15 protein-coding genes are annotated in these 16,197 nt (G+C 46.3%); all 15 read left to right on the top strand.

The window, feature by feature from the left end:
* Positions 1–76: 76 nt before the first annotated feature.
* The 15 genes from asd (at position 77) to pgsA (ending at position 16,174) form a co-directional block, all read left to right on the top strand.
* Positions 77–1,129, top strand: a complete 1,053-nt coding sequence (gene asd / locus V5G21_RS20650) for an aspartate-semialdehyde dehydrogenase (RefSeq protein WP_053856833.1) — start codon at positions 77–79, stop codon at positions 1,127–1,129.
* An 11-nt stretch (positions 1,130–1,140) separates the two neighbouring features.
* Positions 1,141–2,358 carry an aspartate kinase gene (gene dapG / locus V5G21_RS20645; protein WP_095254797.1) on the top strand — a complete coding sequence of 406 codons (1,218 nt, stop codon included), beginning with the start codon at positions 1,141–1,143 and terminating at the stop codon, positions 2,356–2,358.
* A 25-nt stretch (positions 2,359–2,383) separates the two neighbouring features.
* A complete protein-coding gene (gene dapA, locus V5G21_RS20640) occupies positions 2,384–3,274 on the top strand; it encodes a 4-hydroxy-tetrahydrodipicolinate synthase (protein WP_011247057.1) in 891 nt (296 codons plus the stop codon).
* 530 nt (positions 3,275–3,804) lie between these two features.
* A complete protein-coding gene (locus V5G21_RS20635) occupies positions 3,805–5,472 on the top strand; it encodes a ribonuclease J (RefSeq protein WP_063608343.1) in 1,668 nt (555 codons plus the stop codon).
* Positions 5,473–5,629: 157 nt separating this feature from the next.
* Positions 5,630–6,361, top strand: a complete 732-nt coding sequence (locus V5G21_RS20630) for a ClpP family protease (RefSeq protein ID WP_011247055.1) — start codon at positions 5,630–5,632, stop codon at positions 6,359–6,361.
* Positions 6,358–6,579 carry a YlzJ-like family protein gene (locus V5G21_RS20625; RefSeq protein ID WP_011247054.1) on the top strand — a complete coding sequence of 74 codons (222 nt, stop codon included), beginning with the start codon at positions 6,358–6,360 and terminating at the stop codon, positions 6,577–6,579. The genes V5G21_RS20630 and V5G21_RS20625 overlap by 4 nt, the downstream gene beginning before the upstream one ends.
* 134 nt (positions 6,580–6,713) lie before the next feature.
* Complete coding sequence (locus tag V5G21_RS20620) at positions 6,714–9,056, top strand: FtsK/SpoIIIE family DNA translocase (protein WP_095254796.1); 2,343 nt, start codon at positions 6,714–6,716, stop codon at positions 9,054–9,056.
* Positions 9,057–9,097: 41 nt separating this feature from the next.
* Positions 9,098–9,808 (top strand): GntR family transcriptional regulator, encoded by a 711-nt coding sequence (locus V5G21_RS20615; RefSeq protein ID WP_035201419.1) that lies wholly within the window; start codon positions 9,098–9,100, stop codon positions 9,806–9,808.
* 157 nt (positions 9,809–9,965) lie between these two features.
* Positions 9,966–11,243, top strand: coding sequence for an EF-P 5-aminopentanol modification-associated protein YfmF (gene yfmF, locus V5G21_RS20610; protein ID WP_011247051.1), 1,278 nt, complete (start codon positions 9,966–9,968; stop codon positions 11,241–11,243).
* Positions 11,243–12,535 (top strand): EF-P 5-aminopentanol modification-associated protein YfmH, encoded by a 1,293-nt coding sequence (yfmH, locus tag V5G21_RS20605; RefSeq protein ID WP_073304195.1) that lies wholly within the window; start codon positions 11,243–11,245, stop codon positions 12,533–12,535. Before yfmF ends, yfmH begins: the two co-directional genes overlap by 1 nt.
* Positions 12,532–13,245 (top strand): elongation factor P 5-aminopentanone reductase, encoded by a 714-nt coding sequence (gene ymfI / locus V5G21_RS20600; RefSeq protein WP_073304193.1) that lies wholly within the window; start codon positions 12,532–12,534, stop codon positions 13,243–13,245. The genes yfmH and ymfI overlap by 4 nt, the downstream gene beginning before the upstream one ends.
* 72 nt (positions 13,246–13,317) lie before the next feature.
* A complete protein-coding gene (locus tag V5G21_RS20595; RefSeq protein ID WP_011247048.1) occupies positions 13,318–13,566 on the top strand; it encodes a DUF3243 domain-containing protein in 249 nt (82 codons plus the stop codon).
* Between the two features lie 194 nt (positions 13,567–13,760).
* A complete protein-coding gene (locus tag V5G21_RS20590) occupies positions 13,761–14,528 on the top strand; it encodes a DUF3388 domain-containing protein (protein WP_011247047.1) in 768 nt (255 codons plus the stop codon).
* A 21-nt stretch (positions 14,529–14,549) separates the two neighbouring features.
* Entirely contained in the window at positions 14,550–15,440 is an 891-nt protein-coding gene (locus V5G21_RS20585; protein WP_011247046.1) for a helix-turn-helix domain-containing protein, read from the top strand.
* 155 nt (positions 15,441–15,595) lie between these two features.
* Complete coding sequence (gene pgsA, locus V5G21_RS20580) at positions 15,596–16,174, top strand: CDP-diacylglycerol--glycerol-3-phosphate 3-phosphatidyltransferase (protein WP_011247045.1); 579 nt, start codon at positions 15,596–15,598, stop codon at positions 16,172–16,174.
* The last annotated feature ends 23 nt before the right edge of the window (positions 16,175–16,197 follow it).

Genomic DNA, 16,197 nt, shown 5'->3' with positions numbered 1-16,197 from the left:
TATCGTCGGGAAATCCCGTAAAGTTTAGTAGAGGATAAGAGATAGATAGCTGAACTTTGAGGGAGGATACGAAACCATGAACGAACAACAACATTTTGACGTCGCTGTCGTCGGGGCAACCGGCGCAGTCGGCCAGCAAATGCTGAAAACATTAGAACAACGTGATTTTCCAATTAAGAGCCTAAAGCTCCTTTCATCGAAACGTTCGGCTGGAAAACAAATAACGTTTAAAGGCCAATCTTATACAGTCGAAGAGGCGACGCCTGAGTCGTTTCAAGGTGTACAATTAGCCCTTTTCTCGGCAGGCGGTTCAGTTTCGAAAGCGCTTGTCCCTGAAGCGATTAAGCGCGGAGCTGTTTGCGTCGACAACACGAGTGCATTTCGGATGGATACTGACGTGCCCCTTGTCGTGCCTGAAGTCAATGAAAGCGATTTGCGCAATCACCAAGGTGTGATTGCCAATCCAAATTGTTCCACGATCCAAATGGTAGTCGCGTTGGAGCCGATCCGCAAAAAGCTTGGATTAAAGAAAGTGATCGTGTCCACATACCAAGCCGTTTCAGGGGCAGGGCTTGAAGCAGTCGAGGAAATGGAAAAGCAAACACGGGCTATTTTGGACGGGAAAGAAGCAACAGCAGAAGTGCTGCCGGTCGCGAAAGAGAAGCGCCATTACCAAATTGCCTTTAACGCGATTCCGCAAATTGACGTGTTCCAAGACAATGGCTATACGTTCGAGGAAATGAAAATGATCAATGAAACGAAGAAGATCATGCACATGCCTGAACTTGAAGTGGCTGCTACATGCGTGCGTTTGCCGATTGAAACGGGCCACTCAGAATCGATCTACTTCGAAACGGAGCAGTCTGGAGCAAGCGTAAAAGAAATCCAAGCTTTGCTAAGCGAAGCGCCAGGCATTACACTCCAAGACAACCCAGCAGAACAGCTTTACCCCCTCGTCACAAATGCGGTTGGCAAAAACGACGTATTTGTCGGCAGAGTGCGCCGCGACTTAGATCGTGACAATGGCTACCATGCTTGGGTTGTGTCTGACAATCTTTTAAAAGGGGCAGCTTGGAATTCTGTGCAAATCGCCGAAAGCCTCATCAAGCTGAACCTATTGAACAAGTGAGTGAATCAAACATGAAAATCATTATCCAGAAATTTGGCGGTACATCTGTAAAAACGGACGAATCGAGGCTGCAAGCAGTACGCCATGTTCAAAAAGCAGTCAATGATGGCTACAAAGTTGTCGTTGTTGTCTCAGCGATGGGCAGAAAAGGCGATCCTTATGCAACCGATACGCTGCTTAGCCTCGTTAGCAAATCCCGCATCACGAAGCGGGAACAAGACCTACTCGTTTCTTGTGGCGAGACGATTTCAGCGGTTGTGTTTTCAGACCTCCTCAATGCACATGGTGTCCAAGCGACAGCCATGAACGGGGCAAAAGCAGGATTCCGTACAAACGAGGAGTTCGGCAATGCGAAAATTAAAGAAATGAAATGCGAGCATTTGCTTAAAAAGCTAGAGACAGAAGATGTCGTCGTTGTTGCCGGTTTTCAAGGACAGTCGAAAAGCGGCGATGTCACGACGCTCGGCCGCGGTGCGAGCGATACATCGGCAACAGCTCTGGGAGCAGCTCTTCACGCAGAGTGGGTTGACATTTTTACCGATGTAGAAGGTGTTATGACGGCTGATCCTCGAATTGTCAGCGATGCGAGAGCATTGGAAGCCATGTCTTACAATGAAATTTGCAACATGGCGTACCAAGGCGCAAAAGTCATCCACCCTCGTGCGGTGGAAATTGCCATGCAAGCGAAAATTCCGATCCGGATTCGCTCCACTTACTCAGACAACGAAGGGACGCTCGTTACTGCCCTTGGCGCTTCCCATTCAATGGATGTCAACGAACGGATGATTACAGGGATTGCCCATGTGGCAAATGTGACGCAAATCAAAGTTGCTGCAAAAGAAGGCCAGCTTGACTTACAGGAAAATGTGTTTAAGTCGATGGCCCAAGCTAAGATTAGCGTAGACTTTATTAACATTAGCCCAAGTGGGGTGACCTATACTGTCAGTGATGAGGCGGCAGATAAAGCAAAACAAGTGCTTGAGCATCTTGGATACACGCCCGAGCTTCGGCGCGGGTGCGCGAAAGTGTCCGCTGTGGGAGCAGGAATGAGCGGTGTACCTGGCGTTGCTGCGAAAATTGTCAGCGCCTTAAGTGGCGAGAATGTACAAATTTTGCAATCGGCAGATTCCCATACAACGATTTGGGTGTTGGTCAAAAATGAAGATATGGAAAAGGCAGTGAATGCTCTGCACAAAATGTTTCAGCTCAGTGAAGCGACAACTGTGTAATTTCCCATAAACGGAGGGGGCGCATGTGAAACCAACAGGAAAATACGGCCCAGTGTGGACAGCTATGGTAACGCCGTTTCAATCAACGGGTGCAATTGATTATCAGCAGACAGAACAGCTTATCGAGCATTTGATTGAAAACGGAACCGATGTTCTCATTGTAGCCGGGACAACCGGAGAATCACCGCTGCTGTCCAAGGAAGAAAAATTAGAGCTGTTTGCTTTTTGTGTCAAACAGGCCAACGGGCGCGCAGCCGTCGTGGCTGGCACAGGTTCCAATGATACGCATGCTTCGGTTGAGCTAACAAAGGCGGCGGAAAAGACAGGCGTCGACGGTGTTATGCTTGTCACCCCGTATTACAATAAACCGTCGCAACAAGGGCTTTTTTGCCATTTTAGTGAAATTGCCAACGAGACAAACTTGCCAGTCATGCTGTACAACGTTCCAGGCAGGACGGGAGTCAACCTCGAGGCGGAAACAACGATTGCCCTCGCGAATGTCAACAATATCGTAGCGATTAAAGAAGCAAGTGGCAATTTAGAACAAATTGCGGCCATCATCGAGCATACGCCAGCCTCATTTGCTGTTTACAGTGGTGACGACAGCATGACACTCCCAATTTTAGCGATTGGCGGTGATGGGATCGTTTCTGTTGCCTCCCATCTGATTGGCAAGGAAATGCAAGCGATGATTGGTGCGTTTCAGGCAGGGGAAAATGGGAAAGCGGCAATGATGCACCGTAAGCTGTTGCCTGTCATGCAAGCTCTTTTCCTAGCTCCAAATCCAGCGTGTGTAAAGTATGCGCTTAACAAAAACGGCATTGACGTTGGCGAAGTAAAACCCCCTCTTGCCCCTGTGAACGATCAGGAAAAAGCGGTGGTTGACCAGGCGCTGGCGACAATCCAATCGCGATAAACGTCATTTGAACGCGATGACGCTTGATGCCGAGATGCGACCAAATGAAGGTGAAAATGGAGCGACTGTTCCTAAACATATAAGGTGAACAACGAAGAAAGCAAGCGTTTGTTAATCGTCTAAGCCCCTGTTGCAGCTGGCTGCAACAGGGGCTTTTAGCTGTGTGCGAACGTCGTCAATGAAATCCCCCTTGTTTTTATCTTGAAAATTAAGGTATACTAAGTTCCAAGTGATGCGTTCGGGTAAAGGTGGTCATGGAAGCCGCCATTGTTAAAAGAAAATCGGCATTGGAACGGAACGAAATCGGAAAATGATAGCTCGGTTCTCTAAATGTTCAATCAGTTAATGTGTGTTTCCAAGAAGCGCCACGGTCGCTTTAAACAGGGAATGATTGAATGTTTGAAACCGCGTGTTGTTTGTCGTGCGAGATTGGCGTCCATGAAGCCTGAAGTACGCACTAAACGGAATTTGAAACGATTACAAGAACAACCAGTTAAGTATGACTAGCGTTGTAACTAGGAGGAAAATCATTGTCTAAGCAAGAAACAGAAAAAGTGCGTGTGTTTGCCCTCGGCGGAGTCGGCGAAATCGGCAAAAATATGTACGGCATTGAAGTAGATGAGGATATCATTGTCATTGACGCGGGTTTAATGTTCCCTGATGACGATATGCTTGGAGTCGACATCGTTATTCCAGATGTGTCTTATTTAGTGGAAAACGAAGAACGTGTACGGGGAATTATTTTGACACATGGACACGAAGACCATATAGGCGGGTTGTCGTATGTGCTGAAGAAAATCAACGTGCCTGTGTATGCCACAAAGCTAACGTTAGGGCTCGTTGAAGAGAAATTGAAAGAAGCAGGCATTCATAGGCACGCAGAACTGCGCTTAATCGATTCCAACTCGCGCATTAAGTTAGGAAATACACCAGTATCTTTCTTTCGTGTTAGCCATAGCATTCCAGATTGTGTTGGTGTCTGCGTGGAAACGGCCCAAGGCGCCATTGTCCATACAGGTGATTTTAAGTTTGACCAAACACCGGTCGATGGAAAACATGCTGATATCGGAAAAATGGCAGCAATTGGCCAAAAAGGTGTGCTCTGCCTTATGTCTGATTCTACGAATGCAGAGCGGCCAGGGACAACAAAATCGGAAGCAGAGGCCGGCAAAGGCATAAAAGACGTGTTCGCTCGTACAAAAGGACGCCTTATTGTCACCTCGTTTGCTTCAAACGTCCATCGAATCCAGCAAGTGATCCAAGCGGCTTCCGCTACCAATCGAAAGCTTGCAGTTGTTGGCAAAAGCATGGTGCGCGTTATTTCCATCGCTGGAAAGCTTGGCTACTTGAAAATACCGAAAGATTTATTAATTGATATGGATGAAGTGAACAAGCATAAACCAGAAAAAGTGGCGATTTTGACAACAGGAAGCCAAGGGGAGCCGATGTCAGCGTTAACGCGGATGGCAAAAGGAGCACATCGCCATATTACGATTACGCCAAATGACACAGTGATTATCGCTGCTACAGCGATTCCTGGAAATGAGACAAGCGTATCCGCCGTCATCGACCAGCTTTACCGGATTGGGGCTGAGGTGATTTATGGCAGCCAGGCTGTCCATGCCTCTGGCCATGGTTCACAAGAAGAGCTAAAGTTGATGCTGAATTTGATGCGTCCAAAGTTTTTCTTGCCGATACACGGGGAAATCCGCATGCAGCATGCTCACCAGCAATTGGCTTTGCAAGTTGGCATAAAAAAAGAACGGATTTATATAGTCGAAAAAGGGGAAGTCATAGAATTCACAAAACAACAAGCACGGCGCGGGCCAAAAGTGCCATCAGGCCATGTGCTAATTGACGGACTTGGTGTCGGCGATGTCGGCAACATTGTCTTGCGCGATCGCCGCTTGCTTTCTAAAGATGGCATTCTAGTCGTGGTTGTCACATTGAACAAAAAGACAAACACAATTGTATCTGGACCGAATATTATTTCCCGCGGATTCGTCTATGTCCGTGAATCAGAAGAGCTTCTCGAAAAATCAAATGAGCTTGTGACCTCCATTTTGCAAAAATGCGTGACAGAAAATGTTAATGAATGGTCAAGCTTAAAAAGCAACATTCGTGAAGGCTTAAGCCGCTACTTATTTGAAAAAACAAAAAGGCGGCCAATGATCTTGCCGATCATTATGGAAGTGTAGCCGTAAGTTTGTTGAAAAAAGCGTTTAACTGCATGAACATGCTAAAAGCCTGAGTCCCTTCCTTGAATGGGGCTCAGGCTTTCTTATAGGGGCAACACATAATAATGAATGCTTCGCCCCATACTACGTTTATGTAAAGAGAAGGGGTGTGGACTAGATGGAAAATGAAGAGCAACCTGCTCCAGAAGAGCCGAAAGAGAAACAAGAAGAGAAAAGCACGCTTGTTGAAAAAATCCAGCAGCTCGGGCAATCGAATGTGCCGGATATGGGCGCTTCCAACATCCATTGCATGACGGTCGTTGGCCAAATTGAAGGGCATATGCAACTGCCCCCGCAAAACAAAACGACAAAATATGAGCATATGATTCCACAGTTAGTGGCCGTCGAACAAAATCCGAAAATTGAAGGATTGTTAATTATCTTAAACACAGTAGGCGGCGATGTCGAAGCAGGGTTGGCCCTTTCGGAAATGATCGCTTCGATCTCAAAACCCACCGTTACACTTGTGCTTGGCGGTGGGCATTCCATTGGCGTGCCGATTGCTACAGCGGCAAGCTATTCGTTTATTGCTGAAACAGCGACGATGACGATCCACCCTGTCCGTCTGACTGGCCTCGTTATTGGCGTACCGCAAACATTTGAGTATTTGGATAAAATGCAAGACCGCGTCATTCGCTTTGTCACCTCCCATTCGCAAATATCGGAAGAAAAATTTAAAGAATTAATGTTTTCGAAGGGCAATCTCACCCGGGACATTGGCACGAATGTCATTGGTACAGATGCGGTTGAATATGGACTTATTAATGAAGTGGGCGGCATCGGCCAAGCGATTAGAAAGCTGAATGAAATGATTGAGGAGCAGAAAGCAGACGGGGAGGTTATCCAATGATTTTGTACACGACGACTCCTTATGAACTTCTTTTTCCTGAAGAAGATACGGTTTACCAAAGTCAACAAGTGATTGACTGTGACGCAGGCCAGCTTGTCGTTGAGCGAATTGACGATGGCAGCTTTCGAGTTATCCGTCTCCTTTCGAGTGATCCAAATGCCTTTTTAAAGCCTGAATACGCTCCAGGCTCATTGCTTTCAGCGAGATGGGTTCCATAAAAAAACCGTTAAAAACGGAATCGCTGTAGTGGTGGGCGCCGAAAACATGGTATGATATAATAACAACAGTCGATTTTAAGCAGCCTCGCGTTTTAGGCTGCTTGTTCGAGTATGATTTTCTAGAGGGTGACTCCATGGCAAAACGCAAGAAACGAAAAAAAAACCAGTGGAAGTCCCAGTTGACTTTTGAACTTGTAGGATTAGGCCTACTTGTAGTGGCTCTTGTAACGCTGGCCCGATTAGGGAGCGTAGGGGAAGCATTTGTCCGTTTATTTCGTTTCTTCTTAGGAGAATGGTTTGTCGTTTTGGCGCTCGGTTTTTTTGTAAGCGCATTGTACATCATGATTAAACGGAAAAAACCGGCCTTGTGGGGAAGGCGTTTAGCTGGACTGTACACAATCGTGATTTCGATGGCGATTTTGGCTCACATCAGCTTATTCCGTGAACTTCAGCTAACTGGCAATGTTAACAATGAATCAGTTTTGCGGGGGACATGGAACCTTTATTGGGAAGAAATGACGTCTGGCCAGTCTGTCGATCTTGGCGGCGGTATGCTTGGGGCAGTTGGCTATGCAGTAAGCCACTTTTTGTTTGCCAACGCAGGTACATATTTGTTCTGTTTTATCCTCATTATGATTGGTGCCATTTTAATTTCCGGTCGTTCCTTTGGAGAAATGGTCGGAAAAGCGTACCGGCGCACGTATTTGTTTGTGACTGATTTTGTGAAAGCGGCATGGCAAGACTTTGCTTCTTGGCGGAAACAGGCAAAAGTGAAAATGAATGAAGAACGCCAACAAAAGAAAGTGCGCCAGAAGAAAAAACAGCAAGTAAACGAGGAAGTAGAAGAACAGGAGCTTGAACCATGGGATAAACAGACTGAGCCAGAAATCGTCGATTTTACGCAAAATGCACAGGCAAAGCCTGAAGAACAAACGGTCCATCCTGTTAAGCAAGGAAAAAAAGAAGGCGCTGTTGAAGTGGCGGAGGCTGGCGGAACAGAGGAGGATGGAGCCCTGGTGCAGGCTGACTTGGTGCAGATGGAACAAGCGAATGAATCCTATACATTGCCAAGTCTTGATTTGTTGCTGACTCCTGATAAGCCAGAACAAAAGCAGGAAAAGCAACAGTTGACATCCAATGCCCGCAAATTGGAAAAAACACTTGCCAGCTTCGGAGTCAACGTTCGTGTGTCCAAAGTTCATTTAGGTCCAGCCGTCACAAAGTATGAAGTCAATCCGAGCATTGGCGTAAAAGTAAGCAAAATCGTCAACTTGGCAGATGACCTTGCTCTGGCGCTTGCTGCAAAAGACATTCGCATTGAAGCACCAATCCCGGGCAAATCAGCGGTTGGCATTGAAGTGCCCAATCAGGAAATTGCGATTGTTTCTTTAAAGGAAGTGCTTGAAGGAGCTGCGTCACGACAACATGAAGTGCTTTCTGTTGGACTTGGCCGCGACATTTCAGGGGAACCTGTGCTGGCGCCGCTAAATAAAATGCCCCATTTGCTTGTGGCAGGGGCGACAGGCAGCGGCAAAAGTGTGTGCATCAACGGCATTATTACAAGTATTTTAATGAAAGCCAAACCCCATGAAGTAAAGCTGATGATGATTGATCCCAAAATGGTTGAGCTAAACGTGTACAACGGCATTCCTCATTTGTTGACACCTGTAGTTACAGAACCGAAAAAAGCGTCTCAAGCACTAAAAAAAGTGGTCGCTGAAATGGAACGACGCTATGACTTGTTTTCCCATACTGGCACACGCAATATCGAAGGCTATAATGACTATATTCGCCGCCACAATGAAACAGAAGAAGGCAAGCAGCCATTGTTGCCCTATATTGTCGTCATTGTGGACGAGCTCGCCGACTTAATGATGGTGGCGTCTGGCGATGTCGAAGATTCAATCGCTCGTCTTGCGCAAATGGCGCGAGCAGCAGGCATTCATATGATTATTGCTACGCAGCGGCCGTCTGTAGACGTGATTACTGGCGTCATTAAGGCCAACATCCCGTCACGGATTGCTTTCGGCGTTTCGTCGCAAACCGATTCGCGGACGATTTTGGATTCTGGTGGGGCTGAAAAGCTACTAGGCCGAGGGGATATGCTCTATTTGCCAATGGGCGCAACCAAGCCAACGCGTATACAAGGGGCATTTTTATCGGATCAAGAAGTTGAAAAAGTTGTTGAATATGTCATTTCCCAGCAAAAAGCCCAATATGTAGAAGAAATGACGCCTTCGGTTGATCAGGCAACAAACAGCGAGCCTGAAGATGAATTATACAACGACGCCGTTGACTTAGTCGTGGAAGTCGGTACTGCATCCGTGTCGATGATCCAGCGCCGCTTTCGCGTCGGCTATACACGGGCAGCCCGCATTATTGATGAAATGGAAGCAAGAGGCGTTGTCGGCCCATATGAGGGCAGTAAGCCTAGGGAAGTATTGATCAGCCGTAATGATGAAGAGGCAACTTCATAAATTAGAAAGAAAGGGTTGCGATAGAGAGGATGGAATCGGTGATGAAGGCGGATCATCGGCCGCTTTATATACAAGTGATCGATCAGTTAAAGGAAGAAATCAGCCACTACAGTGAGGGGAGTAAGCTCCCATCTGAATATGAGCTTGCCAAGCATTTAGGTGTAAGCAAAGAAACATTGCGGGAAGCGTTGCGCCTGCTAGAAGAAGACGGACTCGTTGTAAGGCGCTACGGCGTAGGCACATTTGTGCCTTCAAAGCCGCTGTTCTCAGCGGGAATCGAAGAGCTGCAAAGTGTAACCAACATGATTGCGTCTGCAAATATGACGCCAGGCACGATTTATTTGTCGTCAACGATTGAAGTTTCGGCAGAGGAAGACAGAGCGCGTTTTAATCGATCGGAATCGTTTGAAATGCTGCAACTTGAGCGTGTACGGACAGCAGACGGTATGCCTGTCGTTTACTGCCTTGACCAGCTTCCGGCAGATTTAGTCGGCAACCGCTCTATTCATGAAATGAAGTCGATCTTTCAGTTTTTAGAAGAGGCAGGCCGACCAATTGCTTATGCGCTTGCCTCGATTGAGCCGATCGGCTACCATGAGCATGTAACGGAAGTGCTGGAGTGCACTCCTGAAACGGCGCTTCTTCTTTTAAGACAAACCCATTATGATCATCATGATCAAGCGGTGCTCCACTCTGTCAATTATTTTCGGTCTGACAAATTTAAGTTTAATGTTGTAAGAAAAAGCAAATAAGCAAAAAAACCGCCACCTTCGGCGGTTTTTAGACGTTGCGGATGATTTGCCGCCTTTGTTGGCACACTAAAAGGGCCGCTGTTGCATCGTCTGCCTTGCTCGCAGCATGCGAGAAGGAGAGGAACGACAAATTTAAGTTTGTAAAGGAAGTGGGCAAATGGTTGATTTACAAGTACGCTCGTCGCAGCAAGCAGGAATGAATATCCATTATTGGAAAACGGACAAATTTAAAACCGTTACATTTTTATTAATGGCGAAAGCGCCATTGAATGATCGTACATTAACAGCAAGAGCACTCATCCCTTCTATTTTGCAAAGTGGCACCAAAAACTATAGCAATCGCAAACAGCTTAGGCGCAAACTTGATGATATGTATGGAGCGATTTTAACGGGCGACGTTCAAAAAAAAGGCGAGCAGCATGTACTAAGCTTTCGCATGGAAATAGCCAGTGAGCGGTTTTTGACAGGCCAACAACCATTATTAAAAGAAGCGCTGTCCCTTTTTAAAGAAGTTGTTTTTGAGCCGAGACTGGAAGGCGGGTCTTTCGCGAAAGCGATTGTTGAGCAAGAAAAACGGGCCTTGTCCCAGCGGATCGCCGCGATTTATGATGACAAAATGCGTTATGCCAACGTGCGGATCACAGAGGAAATGTTCAAAGGCGAAGCGTTTGCCCTTCCAGCTTATGGACGCGTTAGCGACCTTGATACACTCGATGAACAGGCGATTTACCAAGCGTATGAACGCATGGTCACCGAAGATCGTTTTGACCTGTATATCATTGGCGCCTATGATGAAAACGAGCTGACTGGCTATATCGAGGAGCTATTCACATATAAGCGCCATCCAAAAGCGGAAGGACAAGCAGCAGCCAAGAGCCCGGTTCAGATAACCGAAAACCTCGTGACTGAAAAGCAAAAAGTCAAACAAGGCAAATTGCATATTGGCTTTCGTACACATACAACGTTTGGCGATGAAGATTATGAGGCGATGCAAGTCGCCAATGGCATCTTTGGCGGATTCCCGTCCTCGAAGTTGTTTCGAAATGTCCGCGAAAAAGAGAGTCTTGCTTATTATGCCGCATCTCGTCTTGAAAGTCATAAAGGCGTGCTAATGGTAATGGCCGGGATTGAATTTAATAAATTTGAACGTGCGGTTGCTATTATTAAAGAACAAGCAGAGGCCATGAAAGCAGGAGAATTTGACGAGGAAACGATTGAACAGACAAAAGCGATGCTCATCAATCAAATGCTAGAAGCGATTGATACTCCAAGGGGATTTGTCGAATTGTCTTACCATGAAATGGTAGCAGGGACGACTTATCCAATTGGCGAACGGATTGAAGCGTTAAAGAAAGTCACGAAAATGGATATTGTCAATGCAGCGAAAAAATGGGAATTGGATACGATTTACTTTTTGAAAGGGGAGAGTGAGTAATGAAGCCGCTTGAATTTAAACAATTAGAAGAGACGCTTTATTATGAGCAACTTGATAATGGGCTTGATGTTTACATTCTTCCAAAAACAGGGTTCCATAAAACGTTTGCCACTTTTACAACCAAATACGGTTCGATTGATAATCATTTTGTTCCTCTTGGACAGACAGAGCCAGTAAAAGTCCCAGACGGCATTGCCCATTTTCTAGAGCACAAAATGTTTGAAAGCGAAGAAGGCGATGTTTTTCATACATTTGGCAAACAAGGGGCACAAGCGAACGCTTTTACAAGCTTTACCCGTACCGCTTATTTATTTTCAAGCACATCCAACGTCAACCAAAATGTTGAAACGCTGCTTGACTTTGTTCAGCACCCTTATTTTACCGATGAAACAGTGGAAAAAGAAAAAGGCATTATAGGGCAAGAAATTACGATGTATGATGATGACCCTGATTGGCGCGCTTACTTTGGGACAATTGAAAATATGTATTCAACCCATCCGGTCAAAATTGACATCGCTGGGACGATCCCGTCGATTAGCAAAATCACGAAAGAGGACTTATACACTTGCTATGAGACGTTCTACCACCCTAGCAACATGTTGCTGTTCATTGTCGGCTCGGTGGACGTAAATGAAATGATGGAGCTCGTCCGGGCGAACCAAAGCAAAAAGGAATTTGCTGAACCAAAACCGATTGAGCGCCATGTGAAGCCTGAAGGGACGCCGGTTGACAGAACCGAACATGTTGTCGCTATGCCCGTTCATACGCCGAAGGTATTTGTTGGCTTTAAAGAGTCAAACCCAACGCGCCAAGGGAAAGAACTGCTAAAATACGAACTGTCGTTAAATGTTTTGCTCGATCTTATGTTCGGCCCAAGTTCCGAGGCATACGAGGCTATGTATGAGGCCGGGACCATCAATGAGACGTTTGCATTTGACTATACTGCAGAATATGGGTTCGGTTTTTCAATTATCGGCGGAGACAGTACAAAGCCAGAGGAGCTAAAAGAGAAAGTTATCGAGACCATTGCGGCATTCAAGCAGCGTCCACTAGCGAAAGAAGAAGCGGATCGGGCCATTAAGAAAAAAATTGGCGCTTTTCTTCGTTCTTTGAACTCACCTGAAAACATTGCCAATGAATTTACACGCTATGCGTTTAATGGCATGAATTTATTTGATGTCGTGCCGATGCTTGAATCGTTAGAAGCATCAGATTTGGAAACAGTGCTCCATCACCATTTTAAAAGCGAGTACCGGACGGTAGCGACAGTCAAAGACAAAGACATGTCATGAAGCGCATTTTAATAACAGGGGCAACTGGAGGAATCGGGCAAGCAACGGCAGCAATCCTTGCACAAGAGGCGTCTGAGCTTTATATCCACTACTCGGAAAACATCGAGGCAGCCAACGCTCTAGCGGCAGCCGTTCCTTGTCCTTGTGTTGCCATTAAAGCCGATTTGTCTAGCGCAGAGGGCGCCGTCGCACTTGCAAAGCAACTACCTGCCGCGCCTGATGTGTTTGTCGATTGTGCTGGCAGCGCTGCATCTGCGCTCTTGCAAGACGTGGATGACGATCTCCTTGAAGCACAAATGCATGTGCACTTGCTTAGCCCGATCAAACTAGTACGATCTTTTTTGCCGGAAATGCTTAGAAAACGCGATGGCGTGATTGTGCTCACATCCTCCATTTGGGGGCTCACAGGAGCAAGCATGGAAAGCATCTATGCGGCAGCAAAGAGCGGTTTAAATGGGTTTGTTAAAAGCATGGCAAAAGAAACGGCCATGAGCGGCATACGCATTAATGCCGTTGCTCCGGGAGCGATCGATACAAACATGCTTAGAGGCTACAACGAGGCAGACCTTCGTCTGCTTGCTGAAGACATTCCGTACGGCAGGCTTGGGACAGCCGATGAAGTGGCAGAGGCGATTGCCTTTTTGGCCAGCGATAAGGCGTCGTACATACATGGTCAAATTCTTTCTGTCAATGGCGGTTGGTACTGTTAAGTCAGCGCATAAAGGCAAGTGAAACCGGCATACTAAGTGTGAATCTTTTTAAATTCTAAAGGAGGGATTCACATGTCAGTACTTGACAACTGGGAACAATGGAAAGATTTTTTAGGAGGGCGTCTTGACCAAGCAAAAAAAGAGGGCATGAATGAACATGTCGTCAGTGACCTTGCTTACCAAGTTGGCGAATATTTGGCAGGGCAAGTTGAGCCGAAAAATGAACAAGAGCGTGTTCTTTCAGACCTTTGGAAAGTCGCAGATGAGAAAGAACAGCATGCTATCGCTAATATGATGGTAAAATTGGTAGACCAACAGTAAGGCGCCCCTGCCTGTTCGCAATTTGTGAACAGGCAGTTTTTTTTACTAAAAACGGCGGTTTGTTTGGCGATTTGCGGAAATTTGCAATTTTACATAGGAAAATACTTTCCTTTTAGTAGTGTATCCTATATCATAGACCCAAGAAGAATAGCTGATTTTGTCCATTTTTCACACTCAAGAAAGGAAGTGCCGCGGTGAAAGAATGGTATTTTGAGTACCAGCTCCATGAAAACCGCCCGGGGATTCTCGGGGATATTTCTTCTCTTCTTGGCATGCTGTCCATTAATATTGTCACAATTAACGGCATTGACGACACGAGAAGAGGTATGCTTTTGCGCACTTCTGACGATGACAGCGTAAAAAGGTTTAAAGCCATCTTACATACAATTGGCAACGTAACCGTTACAAAATTCCGCGAGCCCCGGGTTAGAGACCGATTGGCGATTCGCCATGGTCGCTATATCGAGCGAAATGCCACGGAGAAAAAAACATTTAAGTTTATTCGTAGAGAGCTAGGGCTATTAGTTGATTTTATGGCTGAATTAATGAAAAAAGAAGGCCATTATTTAATCGGCATTCGCGGCATGCCGAGAGTCGGCAAAACCGAATCGGTAGTAGCAGCAAGCGTCTGTGCGAACAAGCGCTGGAGCTTTATCTCTTCGACGCTTCTTAGGCAGACTGTACGGAGCCAGTTGGCTGAAGATGAAATGGATGGGGACAACATTTTTATTATTGACGGCATTGTGTCAACGATGAGGGCCACTGAAAAACACCGCATGCTTGTTGACGACATCATGCGGCTCCCAGCAGTAAAAGTGGTTGAACACCCTGACATTTTTATCCGTGAGTCAGAGTACGAGCTTGAAGACTTTGACTGCATTATTGAATTGCGCAATGACGATAGTGAGCAAATTACGTATGACGTCGTCGAGCCAGGCTTTTCTTCATTTGACATAAGCTAAAGTTTGTAGGTAGGTGTGACCATGTCAGAACTAGGGAACTACTTAAAAGAGACGCGTGAGGAAAAACAGATCACGCTTGATGATCTGCAGCGTACGACCAAAATTCAAAAACGGTATTTGGCAGCGATCGAAGAAGGTAATTTTGATACGCTCCCGGGCATTTTTTATGCGCGGGCATTTGTCAAGACGTATGCGGAAGCGATTGGCCTTGATGCTGATGAAGTGCTGGAAACGTATAAAAACGAACTGCCCAATCCGCAAACGGAAGCAGTCGATTTGCCTTCACGCTCTGAACGGGTAAAAACAAGCGCGCGTACAGCGCCTTCAAGGCCAGGAAAAGGGCGTGGAAAATCGCTCGCTTCCATTTTAGTGCCAATCTTGCTCATTGCTGCTGTCGTGCTTGTCGTCGTTCTTATTTGGAATATTAGCGGCCGTGATAGCGGCGGCGAAGTTCAGAATGAGCAAGAAGCCGGCCAAACAGATACGTATGATCCGCCCGAGAATGCTGGCGATGAAGAAGGCGAAGGAGCAGCTGACGAAGACGAAGCAGCTGACGAGGAAAGCGGATCAGAAGACGAGCAAACGGACAAAGAGCCTCAACTTTCATTGGAAGAGACATCCGGCAACGTCTCCACTTATATCCTTACAAACGTGGAGGCAATCGAAACGTTGAAAATTGAAATGGGAGAAGGCTCTTATGTGCAAGTCCGTGACCGCGATGGACAGGCAATGGATGAAAACGGCGGAGACTACAAAGATGATTTTGAGCCAGACGTGAGCGGTCTTGACGCCCTTGAGCTTAATATTGGCAACGGTTATGGGGTTGAAAGGGTGGAAGTAAACGGCCTTGAAGTCGAACTCCTGGAAACCGATCACCAATATGTGACCATTACCGTTGAAGAACAAGAATAACGAATCGTTCCCGGCTTAGTACCGGGGACTTTTTCGTTGTTGTTGTTTTTGATTAAGCGCTGTTTTTTTCAGTACGGTGCCAACTATGGTACAATAAAAAAGTGAGTCCAGACTGGTTTCATGCAAACTGGCAAAAAGGAAGGGACGGGAAGCTTTTGAATTTAGCAAATAAAATCACCGTAGCGCGGATTTGTTTAATCCCGGCATTTATGCTGTTTTTGCTTGTCGATTGGCCGCTTGGCGAAACGGAGTGGTTTCAACAGCCAATTACATACAGCATGCTTGTGGCCACAGCGATTTTTGTCGTTGCCTCTGCCACAGATTGGCTCGACGGCTACTATGCACGGAAGCTTGATCTTGTCACTAGCTTCGGCAAATTTCTCGATCCTTTGGCCGATAAGCTCCTTGTGACTGCTGCCTTAATTGGGTTAGTGGAAGCACAGCTCGTGCCAGCTTGGATTGCCATTGTCATTATTAGTCGTGAGTTTGCGGTAACGGGTATTCGCTTAGTTGCTGCGGCAGAAGGCGATGTTATAGCGGCGAGCAAACTGGGCAAATGGAAAACGCTCACCCAGATTATCGCTATTATTGCTAGTCTTTTACATAATATCCCTTTTTCAGCTCTTTCATTTCCATTTGCTTCCATAATGCTATGGATCGCGGCTCTGTTAACGATCTGGTCTGGAATCGAATATTTTGTGAAAAACAAACACGTCATTCTAAAATCGATGTAAGGGAGAGGATGGATTGAATGCAG

The sequence above is a fragment of the Shouchella rhizosphaerae genome, assembly GCF_036700015.1.
Lineage (GTDB): Bacteria > Bacillota > Bacilli > Bacillales > Bacillaceae_D > Shouchella > Shouchella rhizosphaerae.
This window is presented reverse-complemented; position numbering and strand designations above follow the sequence as displayed.

What these genes read in the sequence shown, in the direction of transcription:
- asd (WP_053856833.1), top strand. Translation starts at nt 77, where the DNA reads ATGAACGAACAACAACATTTTGACGTCGCTGTCGTCGGGGCAACCGGC.
- dapG (WP_095254797.1), top strand. Translation starts at nt 1,141, where the DNA reads ATGAAAATCATTATCCAGAAATTTGGCGGTACATCTGTAAAAACGGAC.
- V5G21_RS20630 (WP_011247055.1), top strand. Translation starts at nt 5,630, where the DNA reads ATGGAAAATGAAGAGCAACCTGCTCCAGAAGAGCCGAAAGAGAAACAA.
- V5G21_RS20625 (WP_011247054.1), top strand. Translation starts at nt 6,358, where the DNA reads ATGATTTTGTACACGACGACTCCTTATGAACTTCTTTTTCCTGAAGAA.
- V5G21_RS20620 (WP_095254796.1), top strand. Translation starts at nt 6,714, where the DNA reads ATGGCAAAACGCAAGAAACGAAAAAAAAACCAGTGGAAGTCCCAGTTG.
- V5G21_RS20615 (WP_035201419.1), top strand. Translation starts at nt 9,098, where the DNA reads ATGAAGGCGGATCATCGGCCGCTTTATATACAAGTGATCGATCAGTTA.
- yfmF (WP_011247051.1), top strand. Translation starts at nt 9,966, where the DNA reads ATGGTTGATTTACAAGTACGCTCGTCGCAGCAAGCAGGAATGAATATC.
- yfmH (WP_073304195.1), top strand. Translation starts at nt 11,243, where the DNA reads ATGAAGCCGCTTGAATTTAAACAATTAGAAGAGACGCTTTATTATGAG.
- ymfI (WP_073304193.1), top strand. Translation starts at nt 12,532, where the DNA reads ATGAAGCGCATTTTAATAACAGGGGCAACTGGAGGAATCGGGCAAGCA.
- V5G21_RS20595 (WP_011247048.1), top strand. Translation starts at nt 13,318, where the DNA reads ATGTCAGTACTTGACAACTGGGAACAATGGAAAGATTTTTTAGGAGGG.
- V5G21_RS20585 (WP_011247046.1), top strand. Translation starts at nt 14,550, where the DNA reads ATGTCAGAACTAGGGAACTACTTAAAAGAGACGCGTGAGGAAAAACAG.